This is a genomic window from Bacillus sp. FJAT-27916 (genome assembly GCF_001183965.1).
In the GTDB taxonomy this organism is placed as follows: Bacteria; Bacillota; Bacilli; order Bacillales; family Pradoshiaceae; genus Pradoshia.
In genome coordinates this window covers 3,644,978-3,660,865 of sequence record NZ_LFZV01000001.1, presented here as the reverse complement: position 1 = coordinate 3,660,865, position 15,888 = coordinate 3,644,978, and the positions used below count along the sequence as shown (strand labels likewise).

Here is a 15,888-nt window from a genome sequence, read left to right as displayed (position 1 = left end):
CAAAACAAAGAAGCAGGGAATAGGTATCCCTGCTTCTCAATTCTGTGCTATTAAATTCGCGTATCAACAAATCCGCAATAAGCATCAACTGGACTTACCCCTTTAAACTCAGAGCGTCCCATCAATTTCTCGACAAGTACTTCTAATGACTGTCTTCTGCTGTCATACACATTGATGTATGTTTTGACTTGCGGAACATCTGGTAAATGGTACGGATATTGAACAGAAACAAAGATTGTTGGCACTTCATGGATATAGAACGGAATGTCTGGCGTTCCTTTACTTGCAGGCCATACGATTCTTTGAACCGTACCTGGGTTTACATTTGCGATATTGATGATTAGGTCATAATTATCAGTTAGCTCCGTGATTGGTCTCTTTTGAGCATAGACGTTTGCGATAGCTGCTGCTCTTTCCTCTTCTGGAAGCTTCATGATTTTCTCTTCAGTTGATTCCCAAACAGTTACGATGAAACCTTGTGCTTCAAGCAATTCTTTCATCATATCAACCGCTTTTTCTTTACTTCCGATTAGAGCGCCGAATCCGCCCTGAACACCTTTTACGTCAACTAATAGAACGCGTTTGTATTTCTCAGGTGTAACTGGCCAAATATCTTGTTTGTCTTTTACTAGTGTGATGGCTTGATCAGCAACTTCCTTGAACAAGGCTGTGTTTTCTGGAAGTCCAATTTTCGCCATAGCTTCTTCTTTAGGCAGCATAATGTCTGTTTTTGCTTTTTTATGAAGTCCGAGGCTTGCTTTCAAACCAAGAATACGTTCTAGCGCTTCTTGCAAACGTTCTTCTGTGATGATTCCCTTCTTATAGCCGTCCATCATGTAGGCGAAATCTTCATCTGGATCATTGAAGAATAGGAATAAGTCGCAGCCTGCAGCGATGGATGTTGGAAGCAGTTCACTTCTCTTCATAGCGCCAGTTAAGCCGAGCATATGGCTCGCGTCTGTTACGACAACTCCGTTAAATCCTAATTTGCCGCGAAGCAGGTCTGTAGTGATTTCTTTTGATAATGTTGCAGGCATCAAATCTTCATCTTTTTTGCCAGGGTTGAAATGTTTCTCATAGGCTGGCAAATGAATATGTCCTGCCATGATGGAAGGCAGACCGGCATCAATTAAGCCTTTGTATACTTTACCGTATGTTGCATCCCATTCTTCAGTAGAAAGGCTGTTCACGGAGAAGGATAAATGCTGATCACGCTCATCTACGCCGTCTCCAGGCCAATGTTTTGCTGCTGGAGCAATTCCGCTTTCCTGAATACCCTTCATGTAAGCGAGGCTCATCTCAAGCACTAAATCCGGGTCAGAACCGAATGAACGGCTGGAGATGATTGGGTTACGCCAGTTGTAGTTTATATCTACGATTGGAGCAAAACTCCAGTTACAGCCAATGGCAGATGCTTCAACGCCGGAAACACGTCCCATTTCATATGCCCATTTTGTGTCGTTAGTTGCCCCGATTTTGACTTCTAAACCAACTTCTGTTCCATCCGTACAAGCTCCGTTTCCGCCAGCCTCTGTATTCGCTGCGATTAACAAAGGAATCTTACTTTTCTCTTGCAAGATTTTATTTTGATCATATACTTCTTCCGCTTTTCCAGGGTTATAGCGAACGGCGCCGATATGATATTGATTAACCATGTCTGTTAAATATTCTTCTGTACGGCTAGATCCCATGTTGACAAATAATTGACCGATCTTCTCCTCGATGGTCATAGAGCTGATTGTATCTTGAACCCATTTAATATCATCGTCTGTTAAATTATATGGTTGTGCTTTTAAATTTACTTTACCCATTGATAAAAGCTCCTTTTAAAAAAGTAATGGTTCTTATTGAAACTTTACAAGTAACTAGTTTTTAAAGCGCTTTCGTGAGTTATTAATCATGTAACGAAGAGAAAGAGATTAAAACTATGCGAAACTTGTATACTTGTATACTAATATATTAGTCAATTTTTTAACGAAATGCTAGCCTTTTATGCAACATCGGAGAACATTTTGTCATGTCTGTAGTGGCTTAATAGAGAAATGAAAGAGATGAGAGAAAGGTCAGTTCATTCTAAAAGACGTTTCGAAAGACTATTCATTGAGAGATCACAATGAATGATGTGTGGAGCTTGTAAAGTGTTCAAAAAGATAATAGAAGGGTTACTTTAGTGACAAGTGGGGAATTCAGATAGATAAGGATGATTTTGGTATTGAATATTTTAGAATTACTATTTTGGGAGGGATTGGTATAACGGAAGAGTGCTAAAGATGGTACACCAGTTCAATCTTTCACCTAGAGTATCCATTGGTTAATAGTAATAATTTTCAATATCTATGGTATAAGTATTAGTTCTATCTATGAGGGAGTTGGTAAAAAATGAATGCGACGATGTACTTCTTGATCAATTCTTTGGATGTACAACGGGGTGGTTTGACAAAAGCGTCTTTAACTCAGGCGAATACATTTGCCAGGATGGGCTTTGATACTCATATATTAACATTTAATTTTGATACGAGATATGATACTATTCGAAAACAATTGATTGATCAAGGTTTATTGAGTAGAGAGGTAAAGATACTAAATCTATATGAGGGATTATGTGGGCAAGAAAAACCTCTTAAAAGGGATGAACCTAGTGAAACAGGATATTTAGATCCGCATATTGGACATAATGCTTTCCGTGTTTATGAGAATGGATTGTATGTGAGGTACAAAAAGTACCGCAAAAATGGAAAATTAGATTTCATTGATTATTTTAATGAAGAACGCTATCGAACAAAAAGAGAAATATACGATGAATTTGGCATAATAAGAAAAGTTTCATTCATGGACTACCAGCTAAATAAGCCTCGTCAAATGGTTTTTTACCGAAATAACAACCACGCCTATTTATCTAAATGGGTCAATCCGGAAAATGGAAGAGCTGTTCGTGTCAATGTGTTTAATGAGGATGGCTCCATGTCAGCGATATATAGTAATGATGATGAGTTGAAAACTGCATGGATTGAACAAGTCATTAAGGACAAAGAGAATCCTGTTCTAGTCTCTGATGCTAGAAATACAGACCTGTTAATGATTAAGGTAACAAATAAAAAAGCAGCTAAAATTTGGAGGCTTCACAGCAACCATCTTATGGCGCCTTTTGAGGATGATTCTGAAATTGCCCCGCCTGTTCGGACAGGCTTTGATTATTTGGATATGTTTGATGCTGCTTTAGTTCTAAGCAGGCAGCAAAAAGAGGATATTGAGAAGAGATTCGGCCCAAAGGATAATCTATATGTGATGCCAAATATAGTAAAACCTTCTATTGAAAAAAACTGGTTAGGCCGGCCGAAGATTGGTAGAGATGAACGACTTGCGGTAGCGATTGGCAGGTATGCTGCAATTAAGAATTTTGATCACATCATTCAAGCTTTTGAACTAGTCGTCAAGAAGGTTCCTGATGCTAGATTGGAATTATGGGGTGATGGAGCTGAAAAAGAGAATTTGCAGCAAATGATTGAAAAAGCCAATTTGACTAGTCATATAAAAATAAATGGTTATGCACAGAATCCCCCAGAAAAGTATCAAGGTGCATTATTTAGCATTTTAGCCTCTCGAACAGAAGGGTTTCCTCTATCTATATTAGAGAGTATGGCTAATGCTACACCAGTTGTGAGCTATGATATTAATTACGGTCCAAAAGAACTGATTGATGACGGTATTAATGGATTACTTGTACCAAAAAACAGTATTGAACAGCTGGCTGAGTCCATGATTTTCATGTTTACTAATGTTGAATTAGCATTAAAAATGGGAAAGGAAGCCCTTCGAAAAATTGAAAGAGAATTTAGCGAAAAGGATGAAGAGTGGGTTTCCATTGTATCTAAAGCATTAGAAAATCGAAAAATAAGGTCATAATAAGTGAAAAGTCCTTCGTTTGGAAGGGCTTTTTTTATGTTTTATTACTAAGCAGTATAGGGGATTGAGGTTTCAGGGAGGAACTGCTGACTTTTTTGTCTTCTTATTGAAAAATGATAAAGTAGAATAGATAGAACTTAAAGTTGGGTGGGTTGCTAAATGGAGAAAGTCATGAAAAAGGTGCTGGAATTCAGGGATGAGCGAGGCTGGGGCCAATACCATAATGAGAAGGATTTAGCGATATCGATTTCTTTAGAGGCGAATGAACTGCTAGAGAATTTCCAGTGGAAGGACAGTGAAGAGGCTGCACGTGAATCTAGACAGAATATTAAAGAAGAGATGGCTGATGTGTTTATTTATCTTCTGCAGTTAGCCGATAAATTGGATATCGATTTGGAGGAGGAAGCGCTTCGCAAGCTTAAGAAGAATGCGCTTAAGTATCCGGCTCCGCAAAACCATAATGATGCAGGTTTATAATCAGCTATAGATAGGTGGGATGGGGAATGGGACAAGTGGATATAGAGACGATGGCATTTAATAAGGAATCAATTAATCGCATGAACGGCTTTTATATCGACTATCCTGTCGTTTATTTTTTGAATAATGATACGACTGTATACATAGGAGAGACAGTGGCTGTCAAAAATCGAATGAGGGACCATTTGAAGAATCATGAACGGAAATCTTTAAAGAAAATGTCCATTATCAAGCATGAGAAATTCAACCGTTCTGCAACTTATAATATTGAGACGAAGCTGATTAATTATTTCTTGGCAGATGAGCGCTACAAGCTGCAGAATAAGAGTCAGACTGTTAAGAGCGTGATGCATAATTATTATGAGAAAAAGTTCTTTGACGAAGAGGTATTTGATGATATTTGGACAGAGCTCTTAAAGAGGGAGATGGTCGACCATTCCAGGCAGGCGATTGAGAATAAGGATGTTTTTAAGCTTTCTCCATTTAAAGAGATGACGATTGGCCAGCTGGAGTTACAGCAGGAAATCATCGAAGTCTGCGAAAAACATATTAATGATGAGGTCCGATTTGTTTTCATCATTAAAGGGGAAGCCGGTGTCGGAAAGAGTGTAGTCCTCAGCTCTGTTTTCAATAAAATTCAGGAGCTATCAAAGGATAAGGATAGTCCTTTGTATAAGACGGATAACTATCTATTGGTCAATCATTCGGAAATGTTAAAAACGTATAAAAAGATCGCCGGGAATGTGAAGGCACTCTCTAAGAAACATTTCGAGAAACCAACAAGCTTTATTAACAGGCGCAAGAAGCTGGGGCATCGGGCGGATATTGTCTTAGTGGATGAAGCTCATTTACTGCTAACTAAATCCGACAGCTATAATAATTTCACGGAAGAAAATCATCTCGAGGAAATTATCCGACACAGCAAGATTGCGATTGTCGTTTTTGATGATAAGCAAGTCCTGAAGATGAAAAGCTATTGGGATGAGGAGAAGCTGAAACAAGTTACAAAAGGCTGTCAAAAGGGAGACTATGTCCTAAAGAACCAGTTTCGAATACGCGCCTCCGATGCTCTCGTCAATTGGATAGATCAGTTTGTCGAAAAGAAACTTAGCCCGATGCCAATTGAAGACAAGTATGATTTTCGGATTTTTGACTCGGCCGCTGAGATGTATGAGGTCATCCAACAAATGGACCGCAAGCATGGACTGGCTCGAATTGTTTCAACCTTTGACTATGTTCATAAGAAAGATGGAGAAGCCTATTATGTCGAAGAAGGAAACTTCAAGCTTCCCTGGAATAATGATTATGGAAACCGTACATGGGCCGAGGAAGCTGAGACAATCAGGGAAGTCGGCTCCATTTATACGATTCAAGGCTTTGATTTAAACTATGTTGGAGTCATTCTAGGCCCGTCAATAGGCTATGATAAAGATTCTGATACACTGAAAGTTTACCCGGATCAGTATAAGGATATTGAGGCCTTCAGGGGCAGAAGCGACTATGAAAACAGTGAAGAAATCATGGAGAAGATTATCTTGAATTCGCTGAATGTCCTGATGAAGAGGGGAGTTCATGGGTTGTATATATATGCCCATGATTCGAATCTAAGAAAGAGACTATTGGAACTTGAAGCAGAGAGATTCTCATGGAGGAAGTGATATCGACCTAATGAGATAACCGAATGCCTTTGCCAGGAATTCGGTTTTTTGCATTTCCATTATAACCATGATGGTTTTTTTTAAGAAGTAATGTCATAATGTCTAGCTGGATAGGATGCTTGATTCTGGTAATAATAAATAGATAGATGATTACGATAAAAGATTTAATAAGGGTTGCCCATATAGAATCATAATATTCATTTATCATAGACGAGAGGAGAATTAGTGTGAAATTGACTGCTTTTGAGGAGTATGTGCCAAGGAAAATATTGGATCGAGGAAAACGATATTTTGAGGAGAATCACATATTAGGGATGGTTGAAGTTAGTCCACAGCATTTTGTGGCAGAAATCATGGGTTCTAATCATTATACAATTCAAATCAATTTAAATGGAGAGGGAGAAATTGTCCATTCAGCTTGTGATTGTCCGTATGATTGGGGCGATTATTGCAAGCATCAGGTAGCGGCCTTTTATGCACTTCGAGAAAAAATCGGCACGCTATCTGCTCCGGAAAAGAATAAGAAGGTGAAGAACACAAAGAAAAAAGAGGATATTGAAACTATTCTTTCAAGGCTTTCAAAAGCTGAGCTATTGAGTCTGGCAGTACAGCTAGTAAAGGGAAATCCTGAGATTGCAAAAAGAATAGAGTACATGTATGCAACGACTGAGGATGAGGTTGCTTCAAGTAAGGAGTTGATAAATAGCTATATTCGGCAGTATAAACGGAGCGGCTTCATTGCTTGGAGGGATGTAGACCATGCATTAGAAGGGGCAAATATTGTACTAGAAAAAGCACGGCAAAAGGCTGTAGAGGGTCATGCGGAAGAGGCGGTATTGTTATGTATTGCAATCCTTTCGGTGGTGGTTAGAATGCTACAATACAGTGATGACTCAGGCGGAAGTGTTGGCTCTGTCATAAATGAGAGTATTAAAATTACTCAGGAAGCAGTTCGTCAGAATATAGAATCTATGGATGCTAAGCAGAAAAATCATTTATATACAGTGGTGATGAAGGAAGCCATGCATAAACGCTACGATGGGTGGGGTGAGTGGAGTAATGATCTACTGCGAGTATGCATTCCTTTTTGTGCTGATGCAGGGATTAGAAAAAAGTTCGAGAAGCAGTTGAATACTCGCTTGAATGGACTGGATATGACTAGTTGGAGTGCTAAATATGAGCTTGAACGAATTAAACTCATCCAATTAGAATTATGGGAATATCATGACGGTGAAGAGAAAGCCCTCAAATTCATTTATGAAAACATCGCCTATAGTCCTTTTAGAGAAAAGGCGATTCTTCACCTGTTAGAGAACGAGAAATACACGGAAGTAGTTTCACTATGTAAAGAGGGAATCTCTCTTAACAAAGACTATGCGGGTCTTGTTTTGCAATGGAAGAAATATTTATTGCAGGCTTATAAAGGGCTTGGAGATATTCCTAAGCAGCGAGAATTGATGCTTGATTTCATTTATAGGAATTATTTTCAGTATTATTTGGAACTGAAAGAGTTATATACAAAAGAGGAGTGGCCAACTGTTCAACAGGATATTCTTCATACACTCGAGAAAAAAACATACCCAATATCTATCTATGTAGAGATTCTGAAAGAAGAAAAGCTGAATGATAAGTTGTTAGCCTATTGTCGTCGCTATCCATCTGCCATTCAAGAATTGTATCCATACTTGCTTGAAGATTACGCTGCTGATGTAAATAAAATCTTTAAGACATTCATAGAAGCGGAAGCGGCTGAAGCCAATGAACGTAAGAAGTATAAAAAAGTCTGCAAGATCATTAAAGATTATAAGAAAATAGGCGGTAATAGAAATACAGCCCTCTTTATTGAAGAGTTAAAACAGACTTTTAAGAATAGGCCAGCTTTTCTTGATGAGCTTGGGAAAATAGGGTGAGGAAGGGATTTTGCATTAATAAACTGGACAACGGAGCAGAGAGCATTTGATTGTGATTCGGGAGCTGGTAGCTGAGTGGTGAACTCCGGTGAAATATGGCTCTTTCCAAGCTTCCATTTGGCACGAAGGTATAAGTGCAGAGTGCATAAGGGAAAAGGGGAATCATGTAGCTTAAATTACAGATAGGTTCAAGCACACATGGATCATAAGACGAAAAAACACAATACCATTTGCTTAGGGTATTGTGTTTTTTGTCTAGGAAACTAGCTTCAATCCAACAGCCGACCCGAGAATCATGAAGATAAACAAAACCCTGCGCCAGTTCTTTGATTCGCCGTAAATCAGCATTCCGACGATAGCACCTCCAGAGGCACCAATGCCGGTCCAGATGGCATAGGCAGTTCCCATTGGCAATGTCTCCATGGCAAGTGAAAGGAAAAGGAAGCTTGCACCGAATCCGAGAATCAGCAAAAGAATCGACGTCCATTTGCCGTCATTATTCCATTTATTCATCATTGCCACACCAATCATTTCACATACTCCGGCTAAAATTAACGATATCCATGCCATTAGGAAGCCTCTCCTTTCTTAGGCTCATCATCTGTGACAAGCTTCAATCCGATTACGCCGGCCAATAAGATGAGCACGAGAATCACTTTTTCTAATTTAAGCGGCTCTCCAAAGAAGAGAACCTCAGACAGCATGGTACCTGCTGTACCAAGCCCGACGAAGACAGCATAAACGGTTCCGACCGGAAGCTTACGGCTGGCCATGATGAGCCCCGAAAAGCTGATGATAATGGCTGCGACCGTTCCTCCCCAGTCCAACAGGCTGTCTGCGTGCTTCAGGCCAATCACCCAAAGTACCTCAAAGACAGCGGCAATGAATACTTGAATCCAATCCTTGTTCATCTCAATAACCTCCTAAAAAATCAAAAAAGCCCGAGAGATAGCTGCTAAACAGTATCTCCCAGGCTTTTATCCTTCCGTGGCACAGCAATTGCTGTGAGTTTTCTCTCGGACCAGGCCAACCGATATGATTGCGGAACCCTAGAAAACTTTTTGATTGATTTAATTCCTTTTATTATACAAAATTCCCCCAAGTAATCAAGAAAAGACACTTCGTGGTGGAGTTTAATCTTGATATCAAATATACCTATGTATCTGAATTTTCTGGTAAACTATGATTATTTAAAGTTTCTTGTTCGAAGCGGACGGTGTCTGCCTGCAGAGGAAATCAACATAATCAGAAAAGAGGCGGTTGTTCATGACGCTGCAACAGTTGAAATATGTAATTGAAGTCGCGAGAAGCCGCTCGATCAGTAAAGCTGCACAAAATCTGTTCATCAGTCAGCCGAGTTTATCTAATGCACTGAAGGAATTAGAGAATGAGCTTGGAATCGTGATGTTCATCCGGACAAATAAAGGAATCACGATGACACCTGAGGGAGTGGAGTTCCTCGGTTATGCGAGGCAGGTGGTGGAACAGGCGGATTTGCTGGAGAACCGCTATGCGGGTGCGCAGTCAACCCAGCAGCATTTCTCGGTCTCCTCCCAGCATTATGCGTTTGCGGTCAGTGCATTTGTGCGCCTGTTGAAGAATTATCATCGTGAGGATTATGAGTTCTCGTTACGGGAGACGAAGACGTATGAAATCATCGAGGATGTGAAGAATCTGCATAGCGAGATTGGCATCCTCTATTTGAACGATTTCAACGAGAAGGTGATTTCGAAATTCCTGCGGGAAGGGAATCTCATCTTTCATCAGCTGTTTACGGCGAGACCTCATGTATTCATCAGCTCGGGCAATCCGTTGGCGAAACAGGAATATGTGACCTTAAACGATCTCCTCCCTTATCCATACCTATCGTTTGAGCAAGGGGATTATAATTCCTTTTATTTCTCGGAGGAAATCTTAAGTACAATTTCACGGCCGAAGAATATTCATGTCAGTGACCGTGCCACTTTGTTTAATCTATTGATTGGCCTGAATGGCTATACAATCTCCACAGGTGTCATCAGCCGCGAACTGAATGGATCAGACATTGTGTCTGTACCACTGCGTGTTGATGAAGAAATCAGGGTCGGCTATATTACACATAAAAATGTGAAGAACAGCCCGCTTGCCAATATTTATATCGAGTATTTAAAGGATACAATCGTTGAAGAGCAAGCTTTGCTATAGTTTAAAGCTATAGCTAGAGATACATTTTAAGTGTTATCTGCGAGTGATGCGGTCATGCTACACTTCCTAATAAGACAAAGGAAGAAGGAGATGCATTTCATGACTATCCACATTCAAGAAAGTACAAAAATCACTGCACCATTCCGTTACGATCACGTTGGCAGCTTATTGCGCACGGAGCCTCTTAAACAGGCAAGAGAGGATTATAAAGCTGGTACCATTACATACGAGGAATTGAAGAATGTCGAGAATGCAGAAATCATTCACCTTATCGAAAAGCAAAAGGAAAATGGATTAATTGGGGTAACGGATGGGGAATTCCGCCGAAGCTGGTGGCATTTTGACTTCTTAGGCGGTCTTGATGGCGTTGACTATTATGAAAAGGAGACGGGTCTTAGCTTTCACAAGATGGAGACACGCAAGGAAGGAATTCGTGTTAGTGGCCAGATTGATTTCTCGGACCATCCATTTCTGGAGCATTTCCGATTTGTACAGGAGCATGCGGGTGATGCTGTCGTCAAACAAACTATCCCGAGCCCGAATATGCTTCTCTATCGTGCGGATATAAATGATGATAGATATCAAGACCGGGAGAAGCTTTTGCAAGATACGATTGCCGCTTATCAAAAGGCTATTCAAGCCTTTTATGATGCAGGCTGCCGATACCTGCAGCTGGATGATACAGCATGGTCTGATCTCTTTTCAGAAGAAGGTCACAACAAGCTGCGGGCAAAGGGCTTGGACCCTGCAGAGGAGCTGCTGGTCATGCAGCGGATGATTAACGAGACGATTGCCAATAAACCAGAGGACTTGGCTGTGACGATGCATATTTGCCGCGGGAATTATAAATCGAATTATTTCTCAAGCGGGGGATATGATTATGCCTCTGAGGTAATATTCGGCGGCCTTAATGTTGATGGTTTATTCCTCGAGTTTGATGATGAGCGTTCAGGAAGCTTTGAACCATTGAAATACGTTAATCGCAAGGATTTGAAGATCGTGCTTGGCTTGCTAACATCTAAGAATGGCGAATTGGAGGATAAAGAAGCCATAAAAGCACGGATTGCAGAAGCGGCAAAATATGTTCCGCTTGAGCAGTTGTGCTTAAGCCCCCAATGCGGCTTCTCCTCTACGGAGGAAGGAAATATTCTAACGGAAGAGGAGCAATGGCGCAAGCTTCGTTTTGTAAAAGAAATTGCTGAAGAGGTTTGGCAGTAAACTAGATGCAGCCGCCTGTATCCTGTGCAGGCGGCTGTGCATTTCCATAAACGATAAACGATTTGGAGGGCGCCATGGAGAAAGTGAATCCTATTGAACGTATAAATCATAGTAAACTTAGAGGCTTTCATTATATTTAGGTTCTATACTAAATGTTGGGGTGTCCAAAAAAATGGACATAAAAAATAGAGCACACATGCTGCACTTTTCTTATACTTGAATTGTCCAGAAACAAGTCGAAAAGGAGATGTGTGCTCTTGAATTTTATCATAACATTGCCGGGTTTAGAAGGTGTAAGGGTGACAAAGTCCGAGGTGAAGGATAATGGTGTTTTTGAAATAACCGTTGAGATGCCCATGGCACCGCATACCTGTCCAAGATGTGGCGAGGAAACGCAGAAAGTCCATGATTATCGGATTCAGTCCGTTCGGCATCTTAAAATGGCGGAACGACCAACGGTTTTGCAATACCGCAAACGGCGGTATGTTTGTCCTTGTGGAAAGAGGTTTGCCGAACAGAACCCGTTTGTCGATCGGTATCAACGCTTCTCAAAAGAATGGAACCAACAAGTCCAGATACGTACAGTCAAAGCCAAGACATTCACCGAAATCGCCGCTCAATATCATACATCCGTCAGTACCATCATCCGCCGGTTTGATGCCATTGTCCCGGACTCCATGAAGGGGTCGGCTGCCTTGCCAGAAGTGATCGCCATTGATGAATTCAAGGGGAACACCGGGAAGGAAAAGTTTCAGCTTATCATTGCGGATGCCCAAACACGAGAGCCCATCGATATTCTTCCGAATCGCCGGAAGGATACGATCAAGGATTACCTGCGTAAACACGGAGCGAAGGTCCGAGTGGTTGTCATGGATATGAGTTTAGCCTTTAAGAGAGCAGTTCAAGAGGCGTTGGGGCGGCCCATCATTGTGGCGGATAGCTTCCACTTTGTCCGATATATGAATTGGGCGCTGGATCGGGTGCGAGTGAGAGAACAGGCCAGGTGGCATGAATATGACCGGAAGAAATGCAAGAAAGCCCGCTATATCTTTCATAAAGCCGCCCATAAATTAACGGAGAAAGACCAGTGGCTTCTTCAGCGATACTTCAGCTTTTCCCCTGAACTCCAGAAAGCATATGAGCTCAAGGAGGCCTTTTATACTTGGTTTTATAAGGCAAAAGAAAATGGAGGAAAAGGGATTCTGGAGACACAGAAAGAACTTCGTCAGTTCTATCAGAAGGTAGAAGGGAGTGGCATTCCTGAATTGAGCAAGACAGTCCAAACGTATCGAAACTGGGAAAGAGAAATCTTAAATCGCTTCGAGTTCAATTACTCGAATGGGTTTGTGGAAGGCTTAAACAACTTAACAAAGGTGATGAAACGGAATGGATTTGGCTATCGGAATTTCACCCGATTCCGCGCGAGGATCCTCCTCCACCATCAATATAAAAACATCGGTCATTCATTAGGATAAGGGAGTAGAGCAAAAAGACTCTACCCCAACACTTGAAAAAGAACCTATATTTTAATTATTTGTATGTTTTTTATCATGATGTTCGATGGCTATGATGTTGTCATTTATGGTGCAACGATTCCATTTCTAAAAGCGGAATGGGGGATCTCGGACATGATGGCGGGGTCAATCAGCAGCTATACGACAATTGGGACAGCAATGGGTGCAGTAATTTTTGGCCTATATTCAGACCGATTTGGAAGAAGGCGCTTGATTTTATTTACGACTTTCTTGTTTAGCTTCTTTACGTTATTATCTGGTTTTGCGCCGACACCGCTTCTTTTTATTATTTGCCGGGTTATTGCGGGATTAGGTTTTGGAGGGGTAATGCCGAATATTGCGGCGTTAATCTCTGAATATGCTCCTATGAAGCATCGTGCCGCTATCATTTCCCTCATCTTTTGCGGGTACTCCGTTGGGGCGATGCTCGCCTCCTTTAGCGGACAACTATTACTTGAGAGATTCGGGTGGCAGCTTTACCGCTCCTGGCACTGCCCTTCATAATCCGGATTGTCCCGGAGTCCATTCATTCACTTATGAAACAAGAGGATTCACAAGTCCTTCGCACAGTCTTAAAGAAGGTTGATCCAACGCTTCCTGATAATGTTGCTTTTATTGTAGTAGAAGAAGGAGCTGGTCACCAATCCTCTGTTCGCGATCTCTTCAAAAACAAACTTGGCTTAAGTACGGCGATGTTTTGGTTATCCTGCTTCTGTACATTCATCCTCATGTATTCCTTGAACACATGGCTTCCAACATTAATGATGAATGCCGGCTATGATTTGAAGTCCAGTCTGATGTTTATCGTTGTTCTGCAGCTTGGGTCCATTGTTGGCACGATGATATTTGGAAATCTGATTCAATTGCTTGGCTTCAAACGGGTTCTTATCCCGCTGTACTTTGTCGGGGCAGTATCATTGACGCTGATTGGATTCTCGGAAAATATTTATGTTGCCTACGGGCTGATTGCGCTCATTGGTGCAGCTTCTGTCGGTTTGCAAAATATGTCCAATGCGTATGTGGCTCAATATTATTCGGTTGAGGTGCGAGCGGCGGCCCTGGGCAGTACAATGGCATTCGGGAGAATCGGATCGATTGTAGCCCCGACATATGTAGGGATTCTACTGACCTTTGGTTTCTCACCACAGTTTAATTTCTTCGCTATCGGGATAGCAGCAATCTTTGGCGCGATTGCCATGAGCCTGATACGTGAAAGCCAGGCTGATTATGCTGAAGATACACAATCTTCGATGAAAGAGGCGGCCATTTAAAAACTCTCACAAAAAGAAAACCGGAGATTCGGCTGCCTTTACAGGTGATCAAATCTCCGGTTTTTTAGTTGATGACAGCTTTTCTTCATTTCTTGAGCCTGAGAGGGAAAGCCCAGCAACAATGAGCATTCTCTAGATTTACATCTATCATTCTCTTACCGGTTTGCAGCATCAGATGAGGGGGTTACAACCTCTCCTGCTTTTTAAGTTTGTTCAATTGTTCTATAATTTCCTTCTGGTTCTTCTCAATCTCGAGCATCTGGTCGTGAAGCTTTTCTAATATTAATTCACTCTTTAAGTCAGTGTGATAATCATATTGGCTTCGGAGCGAGTCTTTCTGGCTTTGCCTGTTTTGACTCATCATGATGATAGGTGCCTGCAGTGCGGCAAGGCAGGATAGCATGAGATTTAACAAAATAAATGGATACGGGTCAGGAGCTCTGTCCGCTAAATAGTAATTCAAGATCATCCAAAAGATAAGGAAAATCGAAAAAAGGATAATAAATCCCCAAGAACCAGCAAGCTCGGTAATCTTATCCGCCATCCGAGCCCCAAAGCTCAAATTTTCTCCGTGTGCCTTGTCCACATCAAAGGCAATAGGCTCATCAATTAATTCTTCCATCAAGTCCACATCGTTCTTTAAAGGATCTGAATCAAGTATCTGTAAGATTAAATCTTCTTTTGTCTTTGTCGTTTTACTCATTATCATCACCTTTATTTATTATACCACAAAATAAAAACTATTCTGAATAGTCATTCGGGTTGTAAAGTCTATCAATATAAGAAACCATTTTCTGGTTAAACCGTATAGACTAGCAAACAAACTAAATGGGGGAATGTCATGCTGTTGATTATGATTCAGGTTGTTTTCTTTCAAGTGGTTTTGCCAGCGGTTTTCATTGTGACTCTTTGGAGAGGGAGTAAGAAGAGTAAGTTGGATTGGCTGGTGCAATCCCTGTTCACGATATTCTATGTAAGCTGGCTGTTTATGACGGCGCCATGGGATTTCCTTACCTATTATCTGAGATATATTTGGGTTCTCTTGTTGATTGTTGCGCTTATCCTGTCCTATTTGAAGGTGAGAAGGAAGCCTTTCAGGGCACCTTTAGAAAAGGGAGAGAAATGGTCATTTGCTCTTTATCTTTTGTTGATAGGGGTATTCGGTCTGTATAATGTGCTCGCAATCAGCGGGCTTTGGGCAAATGAGGAGGCCATTGAGCTGGAATTCCCGTTAAAGGATGGAGTCTATTTTATTGGACAGGGAGGAGCTCATGTTCAGGTCAACTACCATCATGCCTATGAAAGCCAGCAATATGCAGTTGATATCGTAAAGATCGACAAATGGGGAGTGAGAGCCACTGGCATTTATCCAGGTGATAATTCTAAATACAGAATCTATGGCGATGGTATCTACAGTCCATGTACAGGAGAAGTGGTGGAGGCAGAACAGGAACTTCCTGATTTGAATCCGCCGCAAACCAATCCGGAAAAGGCAGCAGGAAACCATGTGGCTCTTCAATGTGAGGGTACTGAAGCTCAAGTATGGATTGCCCATATGCAGCAGGACAGTCTGACGGTCAAAGCAGGCGAACAGGTTGAGGCGGGAGAGAAGCTTGGACTTGTCGGCAATTCTGGTAACACGTCAGAGCCTCATGTACATATTCATGCTGAAAAGGATGGAGTGGGGGTTCCCATTGAGTTTAATGACCGATTCCTTGTAAGAAATGATCTTGTTTGGTGAAAGGGCTGGTGA

Annotated in this window: 14 protein-coding genes and 1 riboswitch; of the genes, 10 read left to right on the top strand and 4 right to left on the bottom strand. The window is 41.3% G+C overall.

What is annotated here, in order from left to right:
- Positions 1-50: 50 nt before the first annotated feature.
- Complete coding sequence (locus tag AC622_RS17900) at positions 51-1,811, bottom strand: glycoside hydrolase family 3 protein (protein WP_049672288.1); 1,761 nt, start codon at positions 1,809-1,811, stop codon at positions 51-53.
- A gap of 568 nt (positions 1,812-2,379) precedes the next feature.
- Between AC622_RS17900 and AC622_RS17895 the strand changes: the two genes are divergently transcribed.
- The 4 genes from AC622_RS17895 to AC622_RS17875 all read left to right on the top strand — a co-directional run bounded on the left by AC622_RS17895 (position 2,380) and on the right by AC622_RS17875 (position 7,948).
- Entirely contained in the window at positions 2,380-3,903 is a 1,524-nt protein-coding gene (locus tag AC622_RS17895) for a glycosyltransferase (RefSeq protein WP_049672287.1), read from the top strand.
- Between the two features lie 159 nt (positions 3,904-4,062).
- Positions 4,063-4,380, top strand: coding sequence for a nucleotide pyrophosphohydrolase (locus tag AC622_RS17890; protein WP_049672286.1), 318 nt, complete (start codon positions 4,063-4,065; stop codon positions 4,378-4,380).
- Positions 4,381-4,406: 26 nt separating this feature from the next.
- A complete protein-coding gene (locus AC622_RS17885) occupies positions 4,407-6,038 on the top strand; it encodes a DUF2075 domain-containing protein (protein WP_049672285.1) in 1,632 nt (543 codons plus the stop codon).
- A 227-nt stretch (positions 6,039-6,265) separates the two neighbouring features.
- Positions 6,266-7,948, top strand: coding sequence for an SWIM zinc finger family protein (locus tag AC622_RS17875; RefSeq protein WP_049672283.1), 1,683 nt, complete (start codon positions 6,266-6,268; stop codon positions 7,946-7,948).
- 255 nt (positions 7,949-8,203) lie between these two features.
- Here AC622_RS17875 and AC622_RS17870 read toward each other — a convergent pair whose 3' ends face one another.
- Both AC622_RS17870 and AC622_RS17865 read right to left on the bottom strand, forming a co-directional pair.
- Positions 8,204-8,518: a DMT family transporter gene (locus AC622_RS17870; RefSeq protein ID WP_049672282.1), complete on the bottom strand. Its 315-nt coding sequence runs from the start codon at positions 8,516-8,518 to the stop codon at positions 8,204-8,206.
- Positions 8,518-8,859, bottom strand: coding sequence for a DMT family transporter (locus tag AC622_RS17865; protein WP_049672281.1), 342 nt, complete (start codon positions 8,857-8,859; stop codon positions 8,518-8,520). The genes AC622_RS17870 and AC622_RS17865 overlap by 1 nt, the downstream gene beginning before the upstream one ends.
- 53 nt (positions 8,860-8,912) lie before the next feature.
- A riboswitch (guanidine-I (ykkC/yxkD leader) is annotated at positions 8,913-9,012 on the bottom strand.
- A 202-nt stretch (positions 9,013-9,214) separates the two neighbouring features.
- Between AC622_RS17865 and AC622_RS17860 the strand changes: the two genes are divergently transcribed.
- The 5 genes from AC622_RS17860 (at position 9,215) to AC622_RS21125 (ending at position 14,135) form a co-directional block, all read left to right on the top strand.
- The gene (locus AC622_RS17860) at positions 9,215-10,132 is read left to right on the top strand and encodes a LysR family transcriptional regulator (protein WP_049672280.1); all 918 of its coding nucleotides are present in this window, start codon (positions 9,215-9,217) and stop codon (positions 10,130-10,132) included.
- A 99-nt stretch (positions 10,133-10,231) separates the two neighbouring features.
- Positions 10,232-11,350: a 5-methyltetrahydropteroyltriglutamate--homocysteine S-methyltransferase gene (locus tag AC622_RS17855; protein WP_049672279.1), complete on the top strand. Its 1,119-nt coding sequence runs from the start codon at positions 10,232-10,234 to the stop codon at positions 11,348-11,350.
- 257 nt (positions 11,351-11,607) lie between these two features.
- Complete coding sequence (locus AC622_RS17850) at positions 11,608-12,825, top strand: ISL3 family transposase (protein WP_049671900.1); 1,218 nt, start codon at positions 11,608-11,610, stop codon at positions 12,823-12,825.
- 75 nt (positions 12,826-12,900) lie between these two features.
- Entirely contained in the window at positions 12,901-13,368 is a 468-nt protein-coding gene (locus tag AC622_RS21130) for an MFS transporter (protein ID WP_197089959.1), read from the top strand.
- Positions 13,332-14,135, top strand: a complete 804-nt coding sequence (locus AC622_RS21125) for an MFS transporter (protein ID WP_156185663.1) — start codon at positions 13,332-13,334, stop codon at positions 14,133-14,135. Before AC622_RS21130 ends, AC622_RS21125 begins: the two co-directional genes overlap by 37 nt.
- Before the next feature lie 184 nt (positions 14,136-14,319).
- Here the strand turns inward: AC622_RS21125 and AC622_RS17840 are convergent, their stop codons facing one another.
- Positions 14,320-14,838 (bottom strand): DUF1003 domain-containing protein, encoded by a 519-nt coding sequence (locus tag AC622_RS17840; RefSeq protein WP_049672278.1) that lies wholly within the window; start codon positions 14,836-14,838, stop codon positions 14,320-14,322.
- A 138-nt stretch (positions 14,839-14,976) separates the two neighbouring features.
- Between AC622_RS17840 and AC622_RS17835 the strand changes: the two genes are divergently transcribed.
- Positions 14,977-15,876 (top strand): M23 family metallopeptidase, encoded by a 900-nt coding sequence (locus AC622_RS17835; protein WP_049672277.1) that lies wholly within the window; start codon positions 14,977-14,979, stop codon positions 15,874-15,876.
- Positions 15,877-15,888 lie beyond the last annotated feature (12 nt).

Coding starts and splice junctions, on each gene's coding strand:
- AC622_RS17900 (WP_049672288.1), bottom strand. CDS start 1,811: ATGGGTAAAGTAAATTTAAAAGCACAACCATATAATTTAACAGACGAT.
- AC622_RS17895 (WP_049672287.1), top strand. CDS start 2,380: ATGAATGCGACGATGTACTTCTTGATCAATTCTTTGGATGTACAACGG.
- AC622_RS17890 (WP_049672286.1), top strand. CDS start 4,063: ATGGAGAAAGTCATGAAAAAGGTGCTGGAATTCAGGGATGAGCGAGGC.
- AC622_RS17885 (WP_049672285.1), top strand. CDS start 4,407: ATGGGACAAGTGGATATAGAGACGATGGCATTTAATAAGGAATCAATT.
- AC622_RS17870 (WP_049672282.1), bottom strand. CDS start 8,518: ATGGCATGGATATCGTTAATTTTAGCCGGAGTATGTGAAATGATTGGT.
- AC622_RS17865 (WP_049672281.1), bottom strand. CDS start 8,859: ATGAACAAGGATTGGATTCAAGTATTCATTGCCGCTGTCTTTGAGGTA.
- AC622_RS17860 (WP_049672280.1), top strand. CDS start 9,215: ATGACGCTGCAACAGTTGAAATATGTAATTGAAGTCGCGAGAAGCCGC.
- AC622_RS17855 (WP_049672279.1), top strand. CDS start 10,232: ATGACTATCCACATTCAAGAAAGTACAAAAATCACTGCACCATTCCGT.
- AC622_RS21130 (WP_197089959.1), top strand. CDS start 12,901: ATGATGTTCGATGGCTATGATGTTGTCATTTATGGTGCAACGATTCCA.
- AC622_RS17840 (WP_049672278.1), bottom strand. CDS start 14,838: ATGAGTAAAACGACAAAGACAAAAGAAGATTTAATCTTACAGATACTT.
- AC622_RS17835 (WP_049672277.1), top strand. CDS start 14,977: ATGCTGTTGATTATGATTCAGGTTGTTTTCTTTCAAGTGGTTTTGCCA.